The organism is Psychrobacter proteolyticus, assembly GCF_003350005.1.
Lineage (GTDB): Bacteria > Pseudomonadota > Gammaproteobacteria > Pseudomonadales > Moraxellaceae > Psychrobacter > Psychrobacter proteolyticus.
This window is the reverse complement of record NZ_QLKS01000001.1, coordinates 864,275-890,954: the sequence shown is the minus strand read 5'-3', so window position 1 is coordinate 890,954 and position 26,680 is coordinate 864,275. Positions and strand designations below refer to the sequence as shown.

The following is a 26,680-nucleotide window of genomic DNA, read 5'->3' as shown; positions in this document are numbered from 1 at the left end:
GACGCGCCATGACTATGCAAGAATCTATAGCACCAGTAGCAACGGAAACAGAAGAAAAAGTAATCGTGGATGACCCTGCTGATAATGAACTAGAAAACCCTAAAGATAGCTATGCAGGGCGCAAGCACAAGCCTGAAATTGATGGCCCTGAGCAAGACTCACAAGAGACAGACGAGGTTTATGCTGATCCACGTAAAGAAGAGAATCTTCCAGCTGGTGGCAAGAATGCAGCAGAACTAAGTGCCTACGACTTGAGCCAAAAAGGTAATGAGTAAAGGGTTACAGATAACAGTGTGCTAACCAAATCGACAAAATTATAAATATAAAAAGAGGATATGATAATGCAAGCCAAAGACTCAGCAATAGACAAGAAAAAAGTACTAGGATCTGACGATCATAGTGCAATTGAGAGAAATACCACTGAGAACAAAGGAACTGATACTTTTGATGAGTCTGTTGTCGACTCAGAACACGTAAATGATAATGACAATCCAGCGCGCCAACCAGATCGTCGTGATCAAGAAGGAAGTACCGCATTTGACGATAATATTAATGAAGATACTGTCGGTAGTGCAGCACCAAAGAGTGAAGGTATTAATGATTTGAATCGTTATGCCAACATTGATAACGCACAAACTCGTATCTTAAATCCTGATGAGAAAGATTAAATAGGTATAAATTTCGACACATATATAGAGTTTTTGGGATTAGACGAGTAATTATCATAGTAGGGAGTACCAATGAATAACTCACATAATGAAAGCGTTAACAACGATCATAATTTGAAAGATGCAGATGATAATAATGGTATTGTCCCTGATGATGCATTACAAAAGGTAAATCCAGCTGCAGCAGAAAAGGCTACGGAAGACCATGATCCGCATAATGTCGCTAAGAGTAACAAACAGTATGATAGTCCATTGATGGAAGATGACAAGTAAGAATTCACTATATAAATAGCTATTAGTATTTGTACATAAATAGGCATTTGTACATAGATAAAAAGGCACTGTGTTTGGTAAGAGTATATAACTCATATCAAACACAGTGCCTTTTTTTGCTTCCTACATTTTCGGTTTTACATTATATAGGTAAATATATTTAGGTAAGGCATGTGCTTTAAGCAGGTGTACCACTGTGAAAGCGTAGCTCAGCATCTGGGCTACTGATTAATTCAGCTTCTACTTCTTTAAAGAACGCGACTCGCTCGTCTATATTCTCATCTGACAATGATTGAGCAAGCGCAAGATAATCTTCGAAATGACGGCTCTCTGACTTGAGTAGATAACGATAATATTTTGCCAAACGCTCATCATCGATGACTTCGGCCAATGCTGCAAAACGCTCACAAGAGCGCGCCTCAATAAATGCCCCAATTATTAATACATCAACCATTGCTGCTGGCTCGTAAGTGCGTTTGTGCTTCAACATACCTTTGGCGTAGCGTCCAGCACTTAGATATTTCCACTCTTGACCGCGCTCATTCATGATACCCAGTACTTGCTCGTAGTGCAGCATCTCTTCTCGTATCAGCTGTGCGAGTTTACGCTGCAAGTCATACGAGAACTCATAACGAAATATCAAATTCATCGCAGTACCAGCGGCCTTTTTTTCGCAGTTGGCATGGTCTTGAATGATCATAGGTAGGTTTTCAATCGCAGCATTTACCCAAGCTTGCGTGGTTCGAGCCCCTAAGAAGTTGTAAACAGGAGATAAGTCTACCTTTATAGGAGTACGTAGATGCGTAATATCGATGCTATCTTCTTCAGGCAGCTCTTTTTCGGTTAGATTTGCTTCAGCACTATTATTTACAGTTTGAGAAACATTTTCTTCGACAGATTTTTTCTCGATACTATCGTTATCTATAGTATTTGCTGTTGATTGTAATGTTGCGAGGTCTTGTTGATTGATAGTCATAGTCTAAGGAAGCTTTATTTATGAATGGTAATACGAGTAATTATATCGTTAGTCTGACCTAGATACGATGCTAAATAACTGACAGTCATCAATAGGTGTTTATTAATAGATAACGGTTAAGCATAATTAAAGGTGTTAATGATTACTTACTGTTTATATTAACGTTGCTGCATCTATTTCCTAGATGATGATTATAGCTCTTAGAGTAGGCCGCTTATACATTATCATTATTAAACAGCCTAAGTATTTACTTAGTGAATGGTGTTTCCTTGTTAATTTCATTATTTGATAGTAGGATGAGATTTTGCTATTTAAGCATTTCGTCTTACTTTTATGATGTGCTATTAGTAAAGAGCAAACCTGATATCAATAGATTACCTTTTATTAGAACATAAAAATTGTAGATATATCTTTGTAGAAAAATTAGAGAATCAAAGATTCCACAATGAATGAGATATGAACGTTTAAAACCTCACAAGATTAAAAAATCTTAAACAGTTACTGTCACAACTCAGTATTAGTACCCCTCACGAGCAGATAAGGATAACAATATGAGCCAGTCTTCTAACACCAATCGTATTCAAAAAGGCAGTCTTGCCATCGATCAGCAGTTATATGACTTTATTGAAAACGAAGTGCTACCGAAAGTCGGTGTGGATTCAGACGATTATTGGTCAGGTTTCGAAAAGGTTATTAAAGAGTTTACCCCTCGCAATAAAGCACTATTGGAAACTCGTGACAAGATTCAAGCGCAAATTGACCAATGGCACTTAGATAATCCTGCAAAAGATGGTGAAATCGACTATCCAGCTTATAAGACATTCCTACAAGAAATTGGTTATTTGCTACCTGAAGGCGAAGCATTTACGGTTGATACCAAAAACGTCGATGACGAAATCGCGCACATCGCAGGGCCGCAGCTGGTCGTACCAGTTCGTAATGCTCGTTATGCGCTTAACGCGACCAACGCACGATGGGGTAGTTTATACGATGCGTTGTATGGTACCGATGTTATCAGCAGTGATAATGGCCAAGAAGCGGGTGGTAGCTATAATCCTACTCGCGGCGCTGCTGTTGTGGCTTACGCCAAAGCGTTCTTAGATGAGCACTTTACATTAGCATCAGGTTCTTACAATGATGTGACTGGTTTTAAAGTAGTCGATGGCAAGCTAGAAGTCGTACAAGGTGATAGCAGTACTGAGCTAAAAGATACGGCTAAGTTTGTCGGTTTTGTCGGTGACGCTGAAGCTCCTACAGGTGTACTGTTAAAGAACAACGGCTTGCATGCTGAGATTCAAATCGATAGTAATCATCCAGTGGGTAAAGACGATCCAGCAAATATCAAGGATGTACTGCTTGAATCGGCCATGACAGCCATTCAGGATTGTGAAGATTCAGTCGCTGCTGTAGATGCAGCAGAGAAAGTCGAAGTTTATCGTAATTGGCTTGGCTTGATGAATAGCGACCTACAGGAAACCTTTGAAAAAGGCGGCAAAACGCGTACACGCAAGCAAAACCCAGATCGTGAATATAACACGCCAGATGGTGGCAAGCTGATCTTGCCAGGTCGTTCGCTATTATTAATTCGTAACGTCGGTCACTTGATGCAGAATCCTGCTATTTTGGTCGATTTTGGTGATGGTCAAGAGCAAATATTTGAAGGCTTAATGGATGGTTTAATCACGCCACTATTATCACTTAATGATATTAAAGGCAAAAACGAGCTATCAAACTCACGTCAAGGCTCAATGTATATCGTGAAGCCAAAAATGCATGGTCCTGAAGAAGTTAAAATGGCTAATGACTTATTTAATGCGTCAGAAGACTTGTTAGGTCTAGAACGCAATACGCTCAAAATCGGCATCATGGATGAAGAGCGCCGTATGACGGTCAACTTAAAAGAAGCAATCCGCCAAGCCAAAGAGCGCGTTATATTCATTAACACAGGTTTCTTAGACCGTACTGGTGATGAGATGCATACCAGCATGAATGCAGGTCCATTTGTACCAAAAGGCGAGATGAAATCGCAAGCATGGCAGCCTGCTTATGAGCAGTGGAACGTCGATATCGGCCTAGAGACAGGCCTACAAGGTCGCGCGCAAATCGGTAAGGGCATGTGGGCTAAGCCTGATGAGATGAAAGAGATGATGGATACTAAGGCTGCTCATCCTAAGTCTGGTGCCAGCACTGCGTGGGTACCATCCCCAACGGGCGCTACCTTGCATAGCATACACTATCATCAAGTGAGCGTGGCTGATGTACAAGACACGCTAAAATCACGCGAGCGTGCTAGCTTGGATGACATCTTGACCATTCCATTAGCAAAAAATACCGACTGGACTGACGAAGAAAAGCAGCAAGAGCTTGAAAACAATGCTCAAGGTATCTTGGGTTATGTCGTACGCTGGGTAAATCAAGGCGTTGGTTGCTCCAAGGTGCCTGATATCAACGATGTCGGTCTCATGGAAGATCGTGCTACTTTGCGTATCTCAAGCCAACATATTGCTAACTGGTTGCATCATGGCGTGGTTAGTGAGCAGCAAGTGATAGATACGATGAAACGCATGGCCAAGGTCGTTGATGAACAAAATGCAGGCGATGATGACTATCAATCGATGGCAGATAACTTGGATAGCTCTTATGCATTCAAAGCCGCCTGCGATTTAGTATTCAAAGGACGCGCGCAGCCTAGTGGTTATACTGAGCCATTGTTGCATCAAGCACGTCTGGATCTTAAAGCAAACGCTTAGAACCATAGAATAAATATGACACCTATTTGAGCATACTAGATGAGTAAGTATAATAGTTAGTCTTGCTCATTTGTAACTAATAAATCTGCTCAAATGGATTATCAACTCCTTAATTAGCGCTGTTTATTTATGAGTAAATAGCGTTTTACTTTGGACAATTATTTGATGTTTATTATGAAAATTTAAGAATATTAGTAATCGTATTAACCAATATTATTCGTATCTAATTGAGTAAGTAGAAGTTTTTTCACAATCGTTCAAATAAAATAAAGCGTCTGTTATTTGATAAGAGCTGTATCGAAAAGGCAAAAAAATATGTTGCAAATTATGTCAAAGTTGTTATGCTTGTACTCGAAGTATGAGTTTGGTAACGGATGTTACGCAAAGGAAGGATAAAAACTAAAGATTACATGGCAGTTACTTTTTTAATCCCAGTTATGTAAATCATGGTTTTTTTCATCTTACTGTAATAGAACTTCGCCACACTTGTTTCTGACTAATCTCGGTAGCCAGTTACACATTATATCTTTGAGGATTTGTGACGATACCATTATGGGCGCCAGCTAATAATAGCTTGCTCATTACTACAATTGTAAAGTGGAGATACCCCATGAAAAAACTACTTTTAGCTACAGCAATCGCAGCCCTATCTGTATCTGCAGCCAATGCAGCACCAACTCTATATGGTAAAGCTTTTCTAGCAGCTGACTATGAGAATGCTGAATTTGATGGCCCTGCTGGCAACATGTATGATGAAGATACTGTAAACATTAACTCTCATGCTTCACGTATTGGTCTTAAAGGTTCTGAAGCCATGACTGCTAATACTGATGTTATTTACCGTCTAGAGTATGGCACAAGCATTGATGGCGATAACGCTACTTTTACTAACCGTGACACATATCTAGGTGTTGTAAACAAGCAGTTTGGTGAGTTCCGTGTTGGTAAAAACCAATCAAGCCTAGCTCGTATCGATAACGTGGTTGTTAACCAAGGTTACTGGGATAACCTAGGCCAAACTGAAAATGAAAGCGAAGTTGTTAGTGCTCTAAACATGGCGGATAGCGGCCGTATCAATAGTTCAGTCATTTGGACTGCACCAAAGTATGACGGTCTACCACTACAGTTGTCTGCTATGTATAGCTCTGATGATCAGAATGGTAACGATGATGCTGGTTTTGGTGTTGCGATGTTATTCGATCAAGGTACTGGTTTCACAGCTGGTGTTGCATACGATAAAGACCAAAACATCGATGGTGACATCATCCGTGGTACTGCTACTGTTGATTTAGGCAAGTACATGGCTTATCCAGTACAGCTAGGCGCACTATACCAAGTAGGCGATTATGACTACGGCTCTGAAAAAGAGAAAGGTCTAGTTGTTAGTGCTCAAATGGGTCTAAATAACTTTGCCCGTCCAGCATCTTTATATGCACAATACAACAAAACTAACAACTTAGATGGCGTTGATAACGCTGATTCTGATCAAATCGTTGTTGGTGGTAAATATATGTTTAAAGATAACATCATTGCTCATGCCTATGCTGGCGTAAACAATGCTGATAATGTTGGCTATGAATACAATTCAGGCACTAACGAAGACCCTATACTTACTGGTGTAAGAGGCGATGCACAAGTAGTCGTAGTTGGTACTGGTCTAGAATACTTGTTCTAGTAAAAACTAGAATCTGATTTTAAAAAAACTCATCCTTCGGGGTGAGTTTTTTGTTGTGCAGCGTTTTAATAATAGAAAAATGTTTGCTACCAGCACGAAAACATAAGAGTTTCAGACAGTTTGCATTTTTGCCCTATATTTTATGGCATATTTTTAGTAAAATCCTTCTTTACCAATTACCGACAGAGTACTATGACCAAGTTTATATTCGTGACCGGTGGGGTAGTGTCCTCACTAGGAAAAGGTATCACCGCAGCTTCTCTTGCAGCGGTCTTAGAAGCACGTGGCGTGACTGTCACGATGACCAAAATGGATCCGTATATCAACGTCGATCCAGGTACAATGAGTCCATTTCAGCATGGTGAAGTATTCGTCACCGAAGATGGCGCAGAGACCGATTTGGATTTAGGTTATTACGAGCGTTTTTTACGTCATTCAAAAATGAGTAAAAGTAATAACTTCACCAGTGGCCGTATTTATCAGAATGTTTTGAATAAAGAGCGCCGTGGTGAGTATCTAGGCGGCACCGTACAGGTTATTCCACATATTACTGATGAAATTAAAAACAAAATCCTTGCCAGTGGCGAAGGATATGATATCGCGATTATCGAAATTGGCGGTACGGTTGGTGATATCGAATCACTTCCTTTTATGGAAGCCGTGCGTCAGATGCAAGTAGAACTTGGCCGTAATAGAGCCATGTTAATGCATCTAACATTGGTACCATATATTGCTAGTGCAGGTGAAACCAAAACTAAGCCAACGCAGCACTCAGTAAAAGAGTTACGCTCTATTGGCTTACAGCCTGATATCCTAATCTGCCGCTCTGACCATCACATTTCACCAGACAACCGTCGCAAGATTGCGCTATTTACTAACGTTGAAGAGCGTGCGGTCATCATGTGTGAAGATGCGCAAAGTATCTATCAGATACCGCGCACATTACACGAGCAAGATCTTGATGATCTCATCTGTGAGCGTTTCGGTCTTGATGTGCCTGAAGCTGATTTGAGCGATTGGGATAAAGTGGTTGAAGCACAGTTGAATCCAGAAGGAACAGTTACTGTTGCGATGGTTGGCAAATATGTTGAGCTTCCAGATGCTTATAAATCTATTAACGAAGCATTGCTTCACGCAGGTATCACTCATAAAGTAGACGTGAAGATTGACTACATCGATGCTGAACGTCTAGAAGATGACGATACTTTGCTTGCGCAGCTAAACGATGCTGATGCTATCTTAGTACCAGGCGGTTTCGGTGAGCGCGGTACGATGGGCAAGATAAAAGCCATCACTTATGCTCGTGAAAACAACGTTCCGTATCTAGGCATTTGTCTTGGTATGCAGTTGGCTGTGATCGAGTATGCGCGTAACGTACTTAACATTAACGCCAACTCTTCTGAGTTTGATCGTAAGACAGCTGAGCCTATCATTGGTCTTATCACTGAATGGTTAGATGAGCGCGGCGAGCTACAGATTCGTAGTGATGATTCAGACCTTGGTGGCACGATGCGTCTAGGCGCACAGCAAGCAGAGCTAGTTTCTGGTAGTAAGCTAAGCCAAATTTACGGCGCTAGCAATATTACTGAGCGCCATCGCCATCGTTATGAGATGAATAACCGTTATATCGAGCCGCTAGAGCAAGCAGGTATGACCATATCTGGTTATTCTGCCAAGCAGCATTTGGTAGAATCGGTTGAGATTTCTGAGCACCCATGGTTCGTTGCTGTACAGTTTCATCCAGAGTTCACTAGCTCACCACGTGGTGGTCATCCACTATTTAATAGCTTTGTAAAAGCCGCTAAGAACCACAGCGAAACAAAGTAGTTCTTATAATAGAGTAACTCTATATAATGTAGTGCAAGGTAAAAGTATTTATTATAAAAAAGACTGATCTTCGGATTGGTCTTTTTTTTTGCTTAATTCAAACTGCTGGACATTATTAAAGAGTCAACATCCTCATTAATAGGGTCTAATTACGCTTGCATACTTTTTTTAATCAGCCTATCGGTTACAATATGGGATAGAGATATTAATAATAAAATAAGAGGTAATGGCTTCATGGAAAACTTATTGACCGCACAATCACATATCACGCTCAACACTCCTAACAACGATACGATTAACATTGGTAACGATCAGCCTTTTGTATTGTTTGGTGGTATGAATGTTTTAGAGTCTAAAGAATTGGCATTTGAGATTGCTGAGCAGTATGTTGATATTTGCAAGCGCTTGGGTATTGGCTATGTTTTTAAAGCGAGCTTTGATAAAGCCAACCGCTCAAGTCTGCATTCGTATCGTGGGCCTGGTTTAGAGCAGGGTATCGATTGGCTAGGTCAGATCAAAGAAAAGTTCCAAGTACCGATTATCACTGATGTGCATGAACCACATCAAGCAGCACCAGTTGCTGAAGTGGCTGATATTATTCAGCTACCTGCATTTTTGTCACGTCAGACGGATCTAGTGCATGCGATGGCAAAAACAGATGCCATTATTAATATCAAAAAGGCGCAGTTTTTGGCTCCTCACGAGATGCGTCATATTGTTAATAAGTGCTTAGAAGGTGGTAATGACAAATTGATACTTTGTGAGCGTGGTAGTGCCTTTGGCTATAATAATCTGGTCGTGGATATGCTTGGTTTTGATACCATGAAGCAGATGGATATACCGGTATTCTTTGACGTGACGCATAGCTTACAACAACCAGGTGCACGTAGTGATAGTGCTGGTGGACGTCGTGAGCAGATTACAACGCTTGCCCGTGCAGGTATGGCTACAGGGTTGGCAGGGTTGTTTTTAGAAGCGCATCCAAGCCCAGAAACTGCAAAGTGTGATGGTCCATGTGCGCTGCGTATGAGCCAACTAGAGCCGTTCTTACGTCAACTTAAGCAAATTGATGATTTGGTCAAAGGTTTTGAAGTATTGGATACTCATTGATACGGTACGTAATAAGAGGGCTATACAATGGCAATTCAGATGGCGCAAGTAAGCATCGAAAATATCGATGATGCAGAAGGCATAGATAGTGTGATGACCGCTCTTAAAAAGATCTCAGGCGTGACGGCTATTAATTTGGATCCTAAGCATAATGTCGCAACGGTAAGCTATGATGATACAGATACTAGTATCCATGCCTTAACAGCAGCGATTAGTATGGTGGATTATGTGACTCAGCCATTTCCGATTGATTCACCGCAGAACCCGCACCATAACGATTTATAATCACAAATAGCTATTGTTATAAACTTGTCGATGCGCTCTTTTACGTTTTTATTAATAAGTTCCTGTCTCGTTAATAGCATTTCGTTAATAAAGCAACAACCAAACGGTCTTGTTGTCGAGGATAATAGGGCTTATGCTTATTTAATGTAGCTTTGATAGTTGCTCTTACTTTGATAACTTAAAAGATATCAAAGTAAGTATTAACAGAATCACTATTAGAGTTGCTCATTACTAATAAAAATAAGGAGCCCAATATGGCAGATCAAACACGTATTATTAAAATTGACGGTATGACTTGTGGCGGATGCGTAGCAAGCGTACATACAGCAACAGCCGATATTGATGGATTAGAAACTATTACCGTTGACCTCGCTGATAACCTAGCGACGATAACCTTTGATGATAACAAAACCAGTGCAGAGGCTATTGCTTCAGTTATCGACGATGCGGGATTTGAGGCGACAGTTGCTAACTCATAAATCTCATCTTCTATGTAAAGAACCAGCTAACATGTTATTACAAGCATGATAGCTGGTTTTTTAATGATTAACGATTACGAGTATTCAGTCTCGATACTTTGATATATTGCTACATTGCTACATTGCTACATTGCTACATTGCTACTTTGTCTAAAATACTCATACTGAATACGATATTACCTAATTGCTTTATTTGAATTTTTTGCCCACCCACTGATATTTTATCGTGGTTCCTACAAATTTATAGGCACCATGACGAGTTTTATTTATGAACGATACCACCCGTACTACCAAAGATGAGTCTTATGATGTCGAAACTGATGTTGAGTCCGACACGCCATTGACACCGCAACGCGCGCATTTGCAATTGGCGATTGATGGCATGACTTGTCAGGCCTGCGCCTCAAGAATCGAGAAGGTGCTTAACAAAAAGCCTTCGGTGTACGAGGTAAGTGTGAGTTTTGCTGGCGAGACTGCCAATGTTGATTATGATCCAACCCAAACGACGCCCGAACAGGTGACGGAGTGGGTGAATAAAACAGGTTTTGTGGCTAATGTGCAGGCAGCCGATAGCTTGTTTGCCCAGACTGACGAAGATACCGCGACTCAATACCCATGGCGTTTAATCGGATTATGGGTTTGTTTGGTGCCATTTTTGGTGGGTATGGCAGGTATGTTGGCGGGTTTTGGTATGGCGTGGATGCTGCCAGTCTGGGTGCAATTTATTTTAGCGACTGTAGTACAGTTTGGCTTGGCATTGCCGTTTTATAAGAGCGCATGGGCATCTATAAAAGGTGGCCTTGCCAATATGGATGTGCTGGTGGTCATTGGTACCGTGACGATATGGGTATATTCGACTTACCTTTGGCTCACGCACGGCGATGGTACTTTAAACAGCCTATTGCAAAGTGGGCATTTGGGTGGACACGGTGCTAGTAACAGCCCAGCCGTATATTTTGAAGCAGGGGTGATGGTCATTGCCTTTGTGCGTACAGGTAAATATCTTGAGGAACGTACCAAGAAGCACAGCCTAAACAGTATTGATTTACTATTGTCATTGACACCTGATGAAGTAGAGCAGCAGCAGCCAAATGGTGAATTTCACAATATTGCGTTGTCTGATGTACAAGTAGGTGACATCCTACGTGCAAAGCAAGGCAGTCGCGTCGCTACAGATGGTACCGTCATAGAAGGCAGCGGTTGGTGCGTGGAGAGTCATTTAACTGGCGAATCAGTCGCACTCAAGAAAGAGCAAGGCGATGGATTGCTGGCAGGTGCCTTGGTAGAGAATGGCAGTCTACTGTATCGTGTCAGTGCAAAGGGCAGTGATACGAAACTCGGCGATATGGTACAAGCGTTGAGTGATGCACAAGGCTCAAAAGCCAATCTAGCGCGTCTCGCGGATCGAGTAACGGCTATTTTTGTCCCTGTAGTGGTAACGATTGCGTTGGTTACTTTTGGGGTCACATGGTGGCTAACAGGTATGATTGATACTGCACTAATGCACGCGGTATCGGTATTGGTCATTGCTTGTCCTTGTGCGCTTGGTTTGGCCACGCCAGCGGCGATCATGGCTGGTATGGGCGTTGCCGCGCGTCATGGTGTGTGGTTCAAGGATGCACAAAGTCTTGAAGCAGCAGGTAATATTGATACAGTAGTACTCGATAAAACAGGCACATTGACGATTGGTAAACCTACTATCGTCGATCATGTCATGGTGGATAAATCGCTTGCTGTGGATGATGTATTGCAGATTGCGGCCAGTGTCGAGGCGCATGCCAGTCATCCATTAGCAACTGCTCTGGTAAACACAGCTAAAGACCGTCAACTGTCTCTATTTAATGTGACTGACATCAGTGTGATAAAAGGCGCTGGTATACAAGCAAATATCGAAGGTCTTGGGCTGATAAAAGTGGGTACGGCAGAGTTTGCGAACTTGACGTTGCCAAGATTCATGCCAAAAGTATGGCAAATTGCCAGTACCGTTGCGATTAGTATCAATGATGAGCCACTAGGTGCGTTTGCACTAGCCGATGACTTAAAGGCAGATACGCCGCAAGCAATCGCTGCACTACAAGATGCGGGTATCAATGTCATTTTGATGAGTGGTGATAAGCAGTCCGTCGTCGATCATGTAGCAGGACAGTTGGGTATTGATAAGGCTTATGGCAAGATGAGTCCACGTGACAAGGCCAGTCAAATTGCACTATTGCAAACTGCTGGTCATAAGGTAGCGATGGCAGGAGACGGCGTCAACGATGCGCCAGCGATGGCTACTGCCGATGCTAGCTTTGCGATGTTTGAGGGGACTGATGTCGCTCAGCATAGTGCCTCTGCACGTCTAATGGGTGAGTCGCTCATGCATATCGATGCGGCACAAAAAATCGCTCAAGCGACACTACGCAATATTAAACAAAATCTATTTTTTGCCTTCATTTATAACTGTCTTGGTATTCCGCTTGCTGCGTTTGGGTTTTTAAATCCGATGATTGCTGCCGCTGCTATGGCACTTAGCTCCATCTCAGTACTCATGAATGCACTACGATTGACACGGTTTAAGACAGAGGTTGAGCTAGATAATACGATATCAACCTCTCATACGGATAAAAAACGCATAGCGAAATAGTAGCTATCATATTTGCTTAGGTATTTTATAAATATAAAACAGATAGCCATCGCATATATGTATCTCTAAGATTGTTTTTATGACGGCAAGTCGGTGTAAGATAAGGGAAGTTTGGTAAAATATATGCTATGATGCCAAGCACTATAGCCGACTATTAATATGCTTTATATCCCTCTAATTGCTAGATAACGATAGCCACAAGATAGAAAGGTATGAAGGGTTTTTAGGATTATGTGCTATACGATATTTTGCTTTATCTTTTTTGTATGCTAGCTGCCGTTATTTATCTCACAAACTTGGCATGACCAAAGGAATTAACAGACATTATGTACGCTGAAGAAACCAACAACGTCACCGCAATTAAAGACATTCGCGCTCGTGAAATTTTAGACTCGCGCGGCAACCCAACTATCGAAGCTGATGTTATTTTAGCTGACGGTACTGTCGGCCGTGCTGCTGCTCCAAGTGGCGCATCAACAGGCTCACGTGAAGCGCTTGAGCTACGTGATGGCGACAAGACCCGCTTTATGGGTAAAGGCGTCAAAAAAGCCGTTTCTAATGTCAACAGTCAAATCCGCAGCGCCTTGATTGACAAAGATGTGACTGAGCAACAGGCCATTGATGATGCCATGATTGCGCTAGATGGTACAGAAAACAAAGAAAGCTTGGGTGCCAATGCCATGCTAGCTGTGTCACTTGCGACGGCCAAAGCGGCAGCCAAGTCACAGAATCTGCCATTACATCAATACATTGCCAATCTACGTAATCAAACGTCGTTGACCATGCCTGTACCGATGATGAATATCTTGAACGGTGGCGAGCACGCGGACAACACCGTTGATATTCAAGAGTTTATGATTGAGCCTGTAGGCTTCACTAGCTTCTCAGAAGCGCTGCGTGCTGGTACAGAGATTTTTCATAGCTTGAAGTCAGTATTGAAATCACAAGGTCTAAACACTGCCGTTGGTGATGAAGGTGGTTTTGCACCGAACTTACGTAGTAACGAAGAAGCCATCACGGTTATTATGCAGGCGATTGAACAAGTTGGCTACAAAGCTGGTGAAGATATCCACCTTGCGCTAGATTGTGCGGCTAGTGAATTTTACAAAAATGGTCAATACGTTTTGGCAGGCGAAGGTAATAAAGCCTTTGATAGCCAAGGGTTCTCAGACTATCTAGTTGGGCTGGCACGTCAGTATCCTATTATCTCTATCGAAGATGGTCTTGATGAGTCGGATTGGGATGGTTGGAAGTATCTGACCGAACAAATTGGCGATAAAGTCCAATTGGTTGGTGATGATTTGTTCGTAACCAATCCTGCAATCTTGCAAGAAGGTATCGATAAACATATTGCTAATGCTATTTTGATTAAATTTAACCAAATTGGCACCTTGTCAGAAACGCTAGATGCGATTTATATGGCTAAGAAAAATGGCTATGCAACTATTATTTCACATCGTTCAGGTGAAACTGAAGACAGCACCATTGCAGACTTGGCTGTTGGTACTGCTGCAGGCCAGATCAAAACTGGCTCACTATGCCGTTCAGACCGCGTAGCGAAGTACAACCAATTGCTACGTATCGAGCAGCAAGTACGTGCAAGCTACCGTGGCCGTGAAGAGTTTATCGGTCTACGTGGCTAAGAGTCTGACTGGCTTTTTAAGGTGTAATATCCATTAAAAAACCTAGACTCATCAGCTGAAGTTAATATTTAGGCGATATATAACCATTTATATATCGCCTAATCAGCTTAAATTTCACTATCCTTCTTTTATACCGTTTGGCGTTGTCATCTTATGAAATATTTTAGCCAATTTATACTACTTGCTTTAGCCGTTGCAGTGCTTTTAGGGTTGCAATATCAGTATTGGTTGGGTGAAAATGGGCGCTTTGAACACAGCAAATTGACGGTTCAAATTGAAGAACAACAACGCTTGAATGACAATCAAGTTGCAGCAAATAATTTATTACGCACCGATGTTCAAGATTTGAAAACTGGGCTTGAGGCCGTAGAAGAGCATGCTCGCTTAGATTTAGGTTTAATCAAACCCAATGAGACTTTTGTCCAAGTATCTACCGCACCAACCACGCACAGCAACTATTAGCTTTATAAACACACTAGCTTTTACGAATACACTAGCTTTTACGACATGAATTAATTTTCATGATGCAGCATCATAATGTTGATATCTAACATCATTCATCATACTTAATACCTGCTTTGATCCTCTCTACATATACTGTCATGGGCTTAAACCATGAGTACACTACTATGAATACAATCCCTAATATACATGCCATGATCGTTGCAGCTGGTCGCGGCAGCCGTTTTGGTGCGTCTATCGCCAAACAATATACAATGCTAGAAGGTCAGACGCTATTGCAGCATAGTGTGGCACGACTTGCTTGTAGTGATTACATCGATAGATGTCTATTGGTCATATCAGCCGATGACAGCACGGCTCAACAATTAGAGTTTGCACTTCCTATACGCTACGCAGTCGGCGGAGCAGAGCGTTGGCAGTCAGTACAAGCAGGCGTTGAGGCGATTAGTCAGACAGGTGCTGATGATTCAGATTTGGTGCTTATTCATGATGCAGCACGTCCCGCTGTACCAAGTTCAGATATCGATCAAGTGATTGAAGCGTCGATGTTGGAGCCTTATGGCGCTATTCTAGCAACACCAGTAGCGGATACGTTAAAGGCTTCCTACCAGCAAGCTACGACTACAGAAGAGAGTCGTCCACATTCTTATACCAAATCTACCATTGATCGTAGCAATATGTGGCAAGCACAAACCCCGCAAGTATTTCGCTTAGGTCAATTAAAAAAAGTCCTAAATCATGTGTTTGAGCATCAGCTTAGCATCACAGATGAGGCCAGTGCTTTTGAGCACTTAGATCTACCTATACGTTTGGTGCCTGGTAGTCGACAAAACATCAAGCTTACGTATCCTGATGACGCCATTTTACTGGCAGCAATTCTTAATATCCAATCTTCATATTAATCAAATTTATAGATTTGCTTCGCGCTTATATCAGATAGTTTAAGGTAATGACTGTCAATATCGCATCAATTTTACGGCAAGTTCGAGCCTCAATAGAAGTTAAGATATATTAATTTAATATATAATATATTTTAAAACATATTTTTTGTATATAAGCAAGGTTATTAATTAAGAATAGGTTGCTTTGATGACCAAACTAAACTATGATGTAACCATCTTAATACAATTAAAATAAAAGCTTATAAAATCAATAATATACTAGGTTGGCTTGTTAGAAGCATCTGCCTCGTCTCTATATTTTTTCTGAAGTTAATATGATTGTTTTAGCAATATTTACCTAATAATAGGGAGAAGCTGATTGTCAACAATCAATGATTCATCAAATCCAGTAACGACAGGTCTCTACCAGTTTGTATACATAAGCCGGATTACTTCTGCTGGTCTAGCAAGTCCTAGTACACTTAACGATATTTCAGAAATTGCTATTGAGCGTAATCTAATCGATAATATTACTGGTATTCTTTGCTATGGTAATGGCAACTTTTTACAATGTGTTGAAGGATCGGAGCAGGCACTTACCAATCTAAAAAATCGTTTATTATTAGATGATCGTCATAAAGAACTGAAAATTTTAGACTTTTCTGAGATTGCAAAACGTCGTTTTGCTAGCTGGTCATTACGCTCTATTACCCTTGAGCGTTGGATGACTAAAGAGCCTGAACTCAAGAAGTTGATGCCATTTAAGCCTGATGAATGGAACGCTAATGAGTGGCAAAAGTTTTTAGATATTTTGCAAGGGTATTATGAAGGGCAAAATAGTACAATTAGTGTTGATACACCGCCGGTCAAATATAGTACGTTAGGGGTGACTCTAAGTAAGGTGGTAGGAGAGCATCAAGCATTCTTTCTAATCCAGACAGTGTTGGGACTAATGATAGTTGCTACACTGCTATGGTTGCTGCTGTAATCGATAGATACTAACAAAGTTTCGCATTAGGCCAAGTTATATTCATAATTAATAATATAGCTAAACAAAAAGCCAGCATTCAATCGATGCTGGCTTTTTTATTTAGAAGAATAAGTTGGCTTTTAATAACAGGTATAAAAAAACCCAGTTCATAATATATTATGAACTGGGTTTTGGTGGTACGCTTGTTAGTCTAACCTGATGCTAAGCAAAATTGCTAACAAGTGACGCCAAATAGTGGCGTCCCCAGGGGGATTCGAACCCCCGTTACCGCCGTGAAAGGGCGGTGTCCTAGGCCTCTAGACGATGGGGACTAGTAACAACACTTCAACTGCTTTCACCATTTATGCTGAAGTGGTGCGTATTTTAATAGCGTCGGCGCTTCCTGTCAAGCCTTTTTCTACGTCTTTTTAAAATTAAATATCTTTTTTTAATTGCGCGACGAGGATGTAGGTCATTTCGCTTTAAATGATAGCGAATCCATAAAGAAGTACAGGCGCTAATCGTCAATGCAAGCAGCATATAACCGAGAATGGTGCCCCATAACTTGAGCTGTGGATCCATAATAAAGTCCCTCCTATTAATCTTGATAATACTTACTATCAAGACAGTGTGAGCAACTTAAACCATCTATAGGATATAACTACATCGCTTAAAAGTGATATTTTATCATCAGACAGTTATTCATATCGAATAAAACAACCATGTCTGTAATCAATAAATAGTTCCGTCTATTTATTATGATATCAATCATATCCCTATTGATTGCCAAATCAAGATGTCAAAGTCATCAAGTATTACAAATAGCACTATTACGTATGGTTGGCAATATAGGATATGTGACTTATTGACTGTCGCTATCAGTTGACTCTTCTTTCACGTCTTCATTATGCAGCGCATTGGCCAACATGGGATAGTTATTTAGTATATGACAGAATAGCTCAGCAGTCTTTTGAGTGTCATACAGAGCTGAGTGAGCATTCTTACCATCAAACTCTAACCCTGCTGCTTTACAAGCACGTGCTAAGACAGTTTGACCAAATGCTAATGCTGATAAGGTGACGGTATCGAATACTGAAAAGTTATGAAATGGATTGTGATTTTTGCTATTGGTTCGTAGCACAGCTGCATTCAAAAAAGCCAAGTCAAAATGAGCATTGTGCCCAATTAAGACACATTGACGGCATTCTTCGTCACGGCGTACGTCTTTTAACCCTTTGAAGATTCGGCGCAATGCTGTCTTTTCATCTTCCGCAATGGCTTTACGCATTGGGTTTTTAGGGTCAATGCCGGTAAAAGCAAGCGCACTTGGCTCTAAGTTCGCACCTTCAAAAGGCTCGATATGAGCATTAAAAGCTTCACCTGGATAAAATACACCTTGCTCATTCAGTAAGACGGGAATACAGGCAATTTCTAACAGGGCATCGGTCTGGGCATTGAAACCTGCTGTTTCCACGTCGACGACGACAGGCAAGAACTTGCGAAAACGGTCTTTTAAGGCCATAGGTGCTTGCTCATCTATCGCTGAGGCTGCATCTTCAGAGGAGGTGTTTAGAGTAGCATCAAGACTAGCAGATTTAAGATTTGATAAGTCTTCGTCAGGCAAGGTCGCTATGTTTTGATTGGTCATATAAAGTTAAATCACTTTTATCAGTCGTACTAATATATTGAATGAGAAATAAGCATCCTATGATATTAACTGCACCTTTAGTACCAAGAAGTCTAGTATAAAGGCATCATTAATGTCATAGGATAAAATAATAGGTCACTTTTGAATGTTAAGCTTTGTGGGCGTTAAGCCTTAATTGACCAAGGTAGCGTCTCACCTGCCATCAAGGGAGTCAATGATGCACCATCGAAATAAGGATAGTCAGTCGGCACCTGCATAGGCGTATTAACAAGCGTTATCGTGCTTTTATTTAGAGGTAGACCGTAGAACTGGGCACCAAAACGACTGGCGAAGCCTTCTAATTTGTCTATTTTTCCAACACTATCAAAGGCGGTCGCATACAAGGGCAGCGCCGTGGCTGCACTATAGCAACCGGCACAACCACAAGCCGCTTCTTTTTTATCTGTCGCATGTGGCGCAGAGTCAGTACCCAAGAAGAACTTTGGATTGCCACTAGTGGCAACATCTAACAGTACTTTTTGATGACTCTCACGCTTTAAAATAGGTAAGCAATAAAAATGTGGTTTGATGCCGCCAACCAGCAGATGATTGCGGTTAAACATTAAATGCTGCGGCGTAATAGTCGCAGCAACATGGTTACCTTGTGCCAATACAAAATCTGCCGCATCGCTCGTAGTGATATGCTCTACTACTATTTTTAACGTTGGGAATTTCACGATAATTTGTGCCAACACCTCATCTAAGAAACGCTTTTCGCGATCAAAGATATCTATATGGTCTTGGGTCACTTCGCCATGGATTAGCAATGGCAATTTGTACTTTTCTAGTGCCTCAAATACATCGACACAGGCATTGATGTTGGTAACGCCATCTGTAGAGTTGGTAGTCGCCCCAGCAGGATAAAGTTTGACCGCTTGTACAATACCTGACTGCGCTGCGACCTCAATATCATGGGCAGTAGTATTGTCCGTTAAGTATAAAGTCATACGCGGATCAAAAGCTGACTTGCGCTCAGGACTTAAATCACTCACTGCTAATTGATCCATGATACGGGCGCGGTAGGCGATAGCATCCTGCACATTTTTGACTGGAGGCACGAGGTTTGGCATACAGATAACACGGTTAAAGCTGCTTGCTGCATGAGGTACGGTCGTGCTCAAGGCGAGATCGTCACGCAAATGAATATGCCAGTCATCTGGCTGAAGGATGGTCAATTCTCTAATCGAATCAGTCATAGTGTCAAAGCGCTCTATATCGTCAAATAAAGGAAACAAAAGGGTGTGATATTGTGGGTCTATCATAACAGATTTGCCCACTTGACTAAATATAAGGCTAAATATCTGTACATAATTCATCGAGCTAAGATTAATATCTTATCTTTAAACGATGTTTAAATTCTGGTGGCAAAAATGAGGTTAATTAGAATTTAAGCCAAAAGCACACGCCTTATGGCAGTTAGACTTTTGCCCATAGTAAATATGATGTACACTGAGCAAGTAATTATCGTTCGACTTGCTTTCGATTTGTTCGCCGCCTTTTTTAAAACTATATTTCATAATGGGAGTTATTCATGGCTCAACTTGATCCAAAAAATATCAATAAAATCGTCTTGGCTTATTCAGGTGGTCTTGATACCTCAATCATCGCTAAATGGCTACAAGAAACTTATGATGCGGAAGTAATCACCTTTACCGCTGATATCGGTCAAGGCGAAGAAGTTGAGCCAGCACGAGCCAAAGCTCAGGCAATGGGTATCAAGCATATTCATATCGAAGATTTACGCGAAGAGTTTGCTCGTGATTATGTATTCCCTATGTTCCGTGCTAACGCCATTTACGAAGGTGAGTACTTATTAGGTACGTCTATTGCTCGTCCATTGATTGCCAAGCGCTTGGTTGAGATTGCTAAAGAGCATAACGCCGATGCCATCAGCCATGGTGCGACTGGTAAAGGTAATGACCAAGTTCGTTTTGAGCTAGGTGCTGTCGCTTTGTCACCAGACGTAGTGACTATTGCTCCTTGGCGTGAGTGGGATCTATCAAGCCGTGAAAGCTTGATGAAATATGCTGAAGAGCATGATATCGCCATTGATTATGCGGGCAATAAGAAAAAGTCTCCTTACTCAATGGATGCTAACTTACTGCATATCTCTTATGAAGGCGGTGTTCTAGAAGAACCGTATACTGAAGCAGAAGATGACATGTGGCGCTGGTCGGTCAGCCCAGAAGAAGCACCTGATGAAGCACAGTATCTAGAACTAGAATACGAAAAAGGCGACATCGTTGCTATCGATGGCGAAGCGCTTAAGCCTTATGAAGTCATGATTAAGCTGAATGAAATCGGCGGCAAACATGGTATTGGCCGTTTAGATATCGTTGAAAACCGTTACGTCGGCATGAAGTCACGTGGTTGCTACGAGACGCCAGCGGGTACTATTATGCTAAAAGCGCATCGCGGTATCGAATCACTAACGCTTGATCGTGAAGCTGCCCATCTAAAAGATGAGCTAATGCCACGCTACGCAAAAATCATCTACAATGGCTATTGGTTCAGCCCTGAGCGTATGATGCTACAAGCATTGATTGACAAATCACAAGAGTATGTCAACGGTACCGTACGTTTAAAACTGTATAAAGGTAGCGTGAGCGTTGTTGGTCGTAAGTCAGATGATTCATTATTTGATGAAAAAATCGCCACTTTCGAAGATGATGCGGGCGCTTATGATCAAAAAGATGCAGAAGGCTTTATCCGTCTAAATGGTCTACGTTTAGCTATCGAAGCTAGCCGTGGTCGTGATTTATCTAAGTAAGTTTTTTGGCTACTGATAGCCAATGAATAGCTTAGATCGCACAATAAAAAGAGGCTCTATATTAATAGGGCCTCTTTTTTTTATGGCTAATAAATGATTGCTAAAAGCATCACTTTTAGAATAGCTGTCTTAATAGTAAAGCTTTTTACTCAGATTTTTCTGTCTCTGCAACGTCAGGTTCGTCTTCGTCTACCATTACGATGGCTACATCTTGCTGTTGTCGCTCTTCAATAGCATCTTGTTCTAACACTTCTTCAGTTGCAAGGATAGCTCCATCAGATTTTTGCGATTGGTACTTTAAGGTAGCGAGTGCACCAAGGACACCAACGACAAGTAGGATGATAAGAATGACAGGATTTTTCCATAGCGGTGTAGAAGCTTCATACTCGATAGGCTTTTCGCTGGTGGTGGTCGGTGTATTGTCGTTATTGCCGCCGATTAATCCCAAACTTACCAAAGGCGGTTTGGGCGGATTGGCTGGTTCAGAATTAACACGCAGTCGATTTCGACTGAGATAGATGTCTGAGATTTTGGCCAATTGTAGCAGCCAGCGTTGGTGCGGCAAAGTAACAGCATGCATTTCGGTAAATACCATCATATCGTTGTGACGACCTTGCTGTAGATTGTCAGGGGAACGCCCAATGGCTTTTAAGTAATTACCTGTCGCCATTTGCATGTCTTGCACAGGTTCATAGTTTTCCGTATTAAAGCCAGTCAATTCATACCAGTAAGTGTCAAAAGGAGGTGGAGTGCTTGATAACTGCTCAGTATGTAGTAACGTACGTTCCGCATTACTCTCTGAGTTGTTCTCTATCGCTTCAACAGCTTCAGTAGTTGTTTCGAGCAGGTCACTATTGCTTTCTGTCTCAGCAGATGAGGTATGCGTGTGCTCTGAGCTAAAACGAGCTGCTGACAAAAACTGTGGTTGCAAGGCGAACCATTTATTCATCTCATCATTATCGAGTTGACTATACTCTGCTAAAATAGCCAATTCACGAAGTACGATCACACATAAAGACGTGAGCAAAATTTGAACTTGCTGCGTTGTTGCGTTGATTTTTTCAGCGATATGATCGCTCGCTTTGATGACACGTGCATTGTCACTAAATACAGCGTCTGCAGCATCGTGACGGTGATATAGCGTCGCATTGATGGTCGCAAAATTCATGGAATTATATTGTCGTAACTCTTTGACAGCCGCCCGTCCAAATAATTTTTTGCTAAGTGTTTGTCCTTGATGCTGCTGTTGGTAGGCAAGAAGGGCGCTCATAATGGCTTGCAGGCTTGCATTCATTGCTAAGCGAGCTTGTGGCAATGAGAGCTGTGCGGCATCAGCCAAAAGTGACAGCATAGGCTTGGTATCATGATATAAAAAATCATACATCGACACACGTGTCGGTGAAATAGTCGTCATAATCTGCTAGCATCAAAAAGTGTGCCCCTATATTACGGTGCCAAAAGCGTTGACACAATCCCTTAATAATAGAAATTTTCAATCATTTTACTTATAAACCTAATAGTAATCTGATGAATGACTGATAGCTGGAAGCATTTATGACAGATAATAAAACGCTTGATAAACAACTCGTGATTAGTATCGCTGAGCAAAAATTAACGATATACCAGCAGCAAACTGAGGTTGGGCAGTATGTGATATCTACTGCAAAAAATGGTATTGGCAGTCAGCAAGATAGTGGTTGCACACCGCTCGGTAGGCATATCATTGAACAAAAAATAGGCGGTAATGAGCCGATAAATGCTGTATTTGTTGGGCGTGTACCGACTGGCGAGATATATGATGCCAATCTTGGTGAGCTACATCCCAATCGTGACTGGATATTAAGCCGTATTCTTTGGTTAAGCGGTCTTGAAGAAGGGTTAAACAAAGGTAGTAATGGCCAAGGTGGTTGCGATACTTATGAGCGCTATATCTATATTCACGGTACACCAGATACTGAACCAATGAGTATTCCGCTATCACATGGCTGTATCCGTATGCGTAATGAAGATATTGTAGAATTATTTGAGCAAGTAGAAGAGGGTATGCCTGTTACGATTGTGGCTAATTAGGGCCTGTTGCACATTTAACTATGGCGCTGACAGAAACTATTTCAACACAATAAAAAAAGACAGCCTGTTATATAACAAGCTGTCTTTTTTATGGAGCGGTTTTACTTTATGAAAGCAGTATCCGTCATAAAAATAATATTTCTACTTCTACCAAAACGTTGAGCTGTCTGCAAATTTTGCTAAACTTGCATCAATGTGACTTTGGTCATCAGTCAGTATGGCCGTAAACCAACCCGCACCATATAAAGCATTAGCATCTGTTGTTGATTTCAATTCATAAAACTGCTGATATTGATTATCATCATTCAGTTGTTCTAACAATTTTTGCGCTTTTATCAGCCGTTTTAGCCAATGTTTGGTTTTCTTTTTAGCTTTTTTCTTACTTAGTAAAGGTGTGGAAAATTCACTGATGTAACGCAAATCTCTTAACTGATTAAGCAGCTCGCTTTCAGGTTGGTCATTATCAGCAACATCTGTGCTTACCTCTACGTCATCGCTCACAAGCTCAGCAACACTTACTTCGTCACTTACTTTGTCAGCTTTTTTATTTGTTTTAAGACATTTTTTATATAGTTTAGAGAGGATTTTCGTCAGCTTATCGCGGGCAAGCTGATCAGTCTGAGGTTCAATGCTTGGGTCGCTCATAGTAAAGGCAATCAGCTCTAGCAAGGTTATCTGAAAGTCATTGGCTTGCAGCGTATTGATAGGTGTGATTTTTATATTTTCGATATCTGTCGTCCAGTCAACGGCAGGCGCGCCACATGCTTGTAGCTCAGGTTCGATCTGTGCATTAATATAAGCAAGTTGATAGTAATCGCTAAGCAAGGTTGCAGTTTGCTTTAGTATTGGCAGCCATTCAGGATTAATTTCATCAGAGAAGTCAGCAAATGCTTTCAACGCAGTACGCAATCGATCAACACCAATCCGTAACTGTAGAATATGATCGTAATCTATACTGCCAGCGACGATAGCACTGCTGTTTGGTAATATCTGCAATAAGCAATTATGTACGACTGCACGTATAAAAGCAGGTGCACTACTGTCTTTGTCTATTTGCAATTGACTTAGGTTTGCGTTGACTGCAGGACTGTGGCTCTGCTCATTAATAAGTAAGCCACCATTTTCGGCTTTGGTAACGGTAGATAAACATAGTTTATAGCGCTTGCACCATGTTTTGGCAGTCGTAAATAGAAAATCTAAATCTCCTGACACCAGTTCAAACTCTAACTCTTGAATGGCTTTGCGTAGCGAGTCATCAGTACCATGGATGATTTCTCCCTGATCGTAAGCCATTTCGATGCAGTTATCGGTTTCATCCTCACTACTTTCTGTTAGCAACCGCGTAGTGCGCTCGACGTCAGTAACATAAAGTCGTGTTAGCGTCTTCGCTAACTTTTTGAGTTTAAAGTCAGCCAATGCTGCAGCGATTGGAGTGTCTTCATATATCGTTAAATCAGGTATCAGCTCATTATTATCGAGCATCGTTTGTACTTGCTCATTATCGAGTACAGCATTGTGCTCTAAGCGTGCCGCGATACCATCGCCACCAGCTTTAATGGTTTGTACCCATGTATCACCTTCTTTGCGAATACGCAGACCGATACCTGCCTGTGCAAGTTGTTGGTCAGGCGTATCGTAGTAGTGTGCAGCCAGTTGCGTCACTTGTGAGGATTTAACATGTGTTTGACGCATTAATCCCTTCAGTCGTGACTCTGGTACCAAAAACTTCAGCTCTATCTCTTGCATATTAGCTCCTAATAATTCTGACTGATGGCTCTGATCGATGGTTATAATAAACAATTATTAGTCTACCATTCTCTGATTATTTAAACTGCAATAAAAAACCGCCCTACAGGATGTAGGGCGGTTTTTTGATAAATACTGCTAGTCTGTCGGTTATTAGAACTGGTTCATCGTGTTCTTGCCGCCACCAGCTTTCAAAGCGTTATCGCCTGAGAAGATTTCTTTGTGGTCATCACCAAGGTCAGAACCAGCCATTGCTTGGTGCTTAACACAAGAGATGCCTTCGCGGATTTCTTTACGCTGTACGCCAGCTGCATAAGCAAGCATGCCTTCTTCACCGAAGTAGCCTTTAGCAAGTTCATGAACGCTAAGAGCAGTTGTGTGGTAAGTCGGTAGCGTGATTAAGTGATGGAATACACCAGCTTCACGTGACGCATCACGTTGGAAGTTCTTAGCGGCTACGTCAGCTGCTGCATCAAGTTCAGTACCGTCATAATCAGCACTCATCAAGTCATCTTTATTGTATGCAGAGATGTCTTTGCCTTCTTCTTCCCACTGAGCGATAACTTGCTTACGGAAGTTAAGCGTCCAGTTGAACGATGGGCTGTTGTTGTATACAAGCTTCGCTTTAGGCTGTTGCTCTTTAATACGGTCAACCATCATTTTGATGTGCTCTACGTCTGGAGTCGGTGTTTCGATCCATAGTAGGTCAGCGCCGTTTTCTAGAGCAGTTACACAGTCAAGTACAACACGGTCAATGTTAGTCTCTTCACGGAACTGATATAGACCGTTTTGCAGACGAACTGGACGTACTAGTTTACCGTTGTGCTTAAGTAAGCTGTCGTTTTCTTGAGCATTTTCTAAAGTAACTTCTTCCATTTCGATGAAATCGATGTATTTAGAAGCTAGGTCGCCTGGCTCATTTGATACTGGAATTTTTTGCGTTAGTGATGCGCCTTCAGAGTCAGTACGAGCAACGATAACGCCGTCTTCAACACCAAGCTCTAGGAATGCATAACGGATAGCGTTTAGCTTAGAGATGAAGTCTTCATGCGGTACCGTTACTTTACCAGCCTGGTGACCACATTGTTTAGCGTCAGATACTTGGTTTTCAACCTGAATGGCACAAGCACCAGCTTCGATCATTTGCTTAGTCAATAGGTAAGTAGCTTCTTCGTTACCGAAACCTGCATCGATATCAGCGATGATTGGCACAACATGTGAATCAAAGTTTTCGATTTTTTCTAAGATAGCTGAAGTATCTTGGCCAGCTTCTTCAGCAGCGTTTAGCTCACGGAAGTAGTCGTTCAACACTTTAGCATCTGCTTGACGTAAGAACGTGTAGATTTCTTCGATTAGCTTAGGTACTGATGTTTTTTCGTGCATAGATTGGTCAGGTAGTGGACCAAACTCAGAGCGTAGGGCTGCAACCATCCAACCTGAAAGATAGATATAAGTTTTAGAAGTTGTACCGAAATATTTTTTCTTAGCGTACATAGTTTGCTGTGCAACAAAACCATGCCATGCACCTAAAGACTGCGTGTACTGAGACGTATCATTGTCATAATCTTCCATGTCTTGACGCATGATTTTTGCAGTATATTTTGCGATATCCAAACCCGTTTTGAAACGGTTTTGTGACATCATACGTGCAGCATCAACTTCGCTAATGTTCTGCCAGTTGCCATGCTTTTGCTTTAATTCACGTACTAAGTCGATCGCTGATTTATATGCAGTTGACATCTATAGTCTCCTTGGTGGGGTGTAAAAACAAATAAGTTAATT

23 protein-coding genes and 1 tRNA gene are annotated in these 26,680 nt (G+C 41.5%); 16 read left to right on the top strand and 8 right to left on the bottom strand.

Annotated features, from left to right (window positions below):
* Positions 1-8 precede the first annotated feature (8 nt).
* The 3 genes from DXK30_RS03645 (at position 9) to DXK30_RS03635 (ending at position 941) form a co-directional block, all read left to right on the top strand.
* A complete protein-coding gene (locus DXK30_RS03645; RefSeq protein WP_114700492.1) occupies positions 9-275 on the top strand; it encodes a hypothetical protein in 267 nt (88 codons plus the stop codon).
* 66 nt (positions 276-341) lie between these two features.
* Positions 342-668, top strand: a complete 327-nt coding sequence (locus tag DXK30_RS03640; protein WP_227670792.1) for a hypothetical protein — start codon at positions 342-344, stop codon at positions 666-668.
* Between the two features lie 72 nt (positions 669-740).
* Positions 741-941, top strand: coding sequence for a hypothetical protein (locus DXK30_RS03635; RefSeq protein ID WP_114700491.1), 201 nt, complete (start codon positions 741-743; stop codon positions 939-941).
* Between the two features lie 178 nt (positions 942-1,119).
* On the opposite strand, the gene miaE is transcribed toward DXK30_RS03635, so the two are convergent.
* The gene (gene miaE, locus DXK30_RS03630) at positions 1,120-1,917 is read right to left on the bottom strand and encodes a tRNA-(ms[2]io[6]A)-hydroxylase (RefSeq protein WP_227670791.1); all 798 of its coding nucleotides are present in this window, start codon (positions 1,915-1,917) and stop codon (positions 1,120-1,122) included.
* 551 nt (positions 1,918-2,468) lie between these two features.
* On the opposite strand from miaE, the gene DXK30_RS03625 reads away from it, so the two are divergent.
* The 11 genes from DXK30_RS03625 to DXK30_RS03575 all read left to right on the top strand — a co-directional run bounded on the left by DXK30_RS03625 (position 2,469) and on the right by DXK30_RS03575 (position 16,643).
* Positions 2,469-4,667: a malate synthase G gene (locus DXK30_RS03625; RefSeq protein ID WP_114700490.1), complete on the top strand. Its 2,199-nt coding sequence runs from the start codon at positions 2,469-2,471 to the stop codon at positions 4,665-4,667.
* A gap of 610 nt (positions 4,668-5,277) precedes the next feature.
* The gene (locus tag DXK30_RS03620) at positions 5,278-6,342 is read left to right on the top strand and encodes a porin (protein ID WP_114700489.1); all 1,065 of its coding nucleotides are present in this window, start codon (positions 5,278-5,280) and stop codon (positions 6,340-6,342) included.
* A gap of 192 nt (positions 6,343-6,534) precedes the next feature.
* Positions 6,535-8,169, top strand: a complete 1,635-nt coding sequence (locus tag DXK30_RS03615; RefSeq protein WP_114700488.1) for a CTP synthase — start codon at positions 6,535-6,537, stop codon at positions 8,167-8,169.
* Positions 8,170-8,403: 234 nt separating this feature from the next.
* Complete coding sequence (kdsA, locus tag DXK30_RS03610; protein ID WP_114700487.1) at positions 8,404-9,279, top strand: 3-deoxy-8-phosphooctulonate synthase; 876 nt, start codon at positions 8,404-8,406, stop codon at positions 9,277-9,279.
* A gap of 27 nt (positions 9,280-9,306) precedes the next feature.
* Positions 9,307-9,564 (top strand): heavy-metal-associated domain-containing protein, encoded by a 258-nt coding sequence (locus tag DXK30_RS03605; protein WP_114700486.1) that lies wholly within the window; start codon positions 9,307-9,309, stop codon positions 9,562-9,564.
* A gap of 254 nt (positions 9,565-9,818) precedes the next feature.
* Positions 9,819-10,043, top strand: a complete 225-nt coding sequence (locus DXK30_RS03600) for a heavy-metal-associated domain-containing protein (protein WP_114700485.1) — start codon at positions 9,819-9,821, stop codon at positions 10,041-10,043.
* Between the two features lie 268 nt (positions 10,044-10,311).
* Entirely contained in the window at positions 10,312-12,669 is a 2,358-nt protein-coding gene (locus tag DXK30_RS03595) for a heavy metal translocating P-type ATPase (protein WP_114700484.1), read from the top strand.
* A gap of 326 nt (positions 12,670-12,995) precedes the next feature.
* Positions 12,996-14,312, top strand: a complete 1,317-nt coding sequence (eno, locus tag DXK30_RS03590; RefSeq protein ID WP_057761174.1) for a phosphopyruvate hydratase — start codon at positions 12,996-12,998, stop codon at positions 14,310-14,312.
* 153 nt (positions 14,313-14,465) lie between these two features.
* Positions 14,466-14,774: a septum formation initiator family protein gene (locus DXK30_RS03585; protein ID WP_114700483.1), complete on the top strand. Its 309-nt coding sequence runs from the start codon at positions 14,466-14,468 to the stop codon at positions 14,772-14,774.
* A 167-nt stretch (positions 14,775-14,941) separates the two neighbouring features.
* Positions 14,942-15,676, top strand: a complete 735-nt coding sequence (gene ispD, locus DXK30_RS03580; protein WP_227670790.1) for a 2-C-methyl-D-erythritol 4-phosphate cytidylyltransferase — start codon at positions 14,942-14,944, stop codon at positions 15,674-15,676.
* A gap of 358 nt (positions 15,677-16,034) precedes the next feature.
* Positions 16,035-16,643 (top strand): BLUF domain-containing protein, encoded by a 609-nt coding sequence (locus DXK30_RS03575; protein ID WP_114700481.1) that lies wholly within the window; start codon positions 16,035-16,037, stop codon positions 16,641-16,643.
* A 238-nt stretch (positions 16,644-16,881) separates the two neighbouring features.
* On the opposite strand, the gene DXK30_RS03570 is transcribed toward DXK30_RS03575, so the two are convergent.
* The 4 genes from DXK30_RS03570 to pyrC form a co-directional block, all read right to left on the bottom strand.
* Positions 16,882-16,957: transfer RNA gene (locus DXK30_RS03570), tRNA-Glu, on the bottom strand.
* Positions 16,958-17,009: 52 nt separating this feature from the next.
* Positions 17,010-17,207: a hypothetical protein gene (locus tag DXK30_RS12700; RefSeq protein ID WP_134292217.1), complete on the bottom strand. Its 198-nt coding sequence runs from the start codon at positions 17,205-17,207 to the stop codon at positions 17,010-17,012.
* Positions 17,208-17,487: 280 nt separating this feature from the next.
* Positions 17,488-18,273: a ribonuclease T gene (rnt, locus tag DXK30_RS03565; RefSeq protein WP_201507845.1), complete on the bottom strand. Its 786-nt coding sequence runs from the start codon at positions 18,271-18,273 to the stop codon at positions 17,488-17,490.
* 164 nt (positions 18,274-18,437) lie between these two features.
* On the bottom strand, positions 18,438-19,508 hold the full coding sequence (gene pyrC, locus DXK30_RS03560) for a dihydroorotase (protein ID WP_114700685.1): 1,071 nt from the start codon (positions 19,506-19,508) through the stop codon (positions 18,438-18,440).
* 335 nt (positions 19,509-19,843) lie between these two features.
* On the opposite strand from pyrC, the gene DXK30_RS03555 reads away from it, so the two are divergent.
* On the top strand, positions 19,844-21,082 hold the full coding sequence (locus tag DXK30_RS03555) for an argininosuccinate synthase (protein WP_114700480.1): 1,239 nt from the start codon (positions 19,844-19,846) through the stop codon (positions 21,080-21,082).
* A gap of 145 nt (positions 21,083-21,227) precedes the next feature.
* Here DXK30_RS03555 and DXK30_RS03550 read toward each other — a convergent pair whose 3' ends face one another.
* Complete coding sequence (locus DXK30_RS03550) at positions 21,228-22,496, bottom strand: hypothetical protein (RefSeq protein WP_114700479.1); 1,269 nt, start codon at positions 22,494-22,496, stop codon at positions 21,228-21,230.
* Positions 22,497-22,636: 140 nt separating this feature from the next.
* On the opposite strand from DXK30_RS03550, the gene DXK30_RS03545 reads away from it, so the two are divergent.
* Positions 22,637-23,152, top strand: coding sequence for a L,D-transpeptidase (locus tag DXK30_RS03545; RefSeq protein ID WP_114700478.1), 516 nt, complete (start codon positions 22,637-22,639; stop codon positions 23,150-23,152).
* A gap of 147 nt (positions 23,153-23,299) precedes the next feature.
* On the opposite strand, the gene DXK30_RS03540 is transcribed toward DXK30_RS03545, so the two are convergent.
* Positions 23,300-24,898, bottom strand: coding sequence for a CYTH and CHAD domain-containing protein (locus tag DXK30_RS03540; RefSeq protein WP_114700477.1), 1,599 nt, complete (start codon positions 24,896-24,898; stop codon positions 23,300-23,302).
* 153 nt (positions 24,899-25,051) lie between these two features.
* Complete coding sequence (locus tag DXK30_RS03535; RefSeq protein WP_114700476.1) at positions 25,052-26,638, bottom strand: isocitrate lyase; 1,587 nt, start codon at positions 26,636-26,638, stop codon at positions 25,052-25,054.
* Between the last annotated feature and the right edge of the window lie 42 nt (positions 26,639-26,680).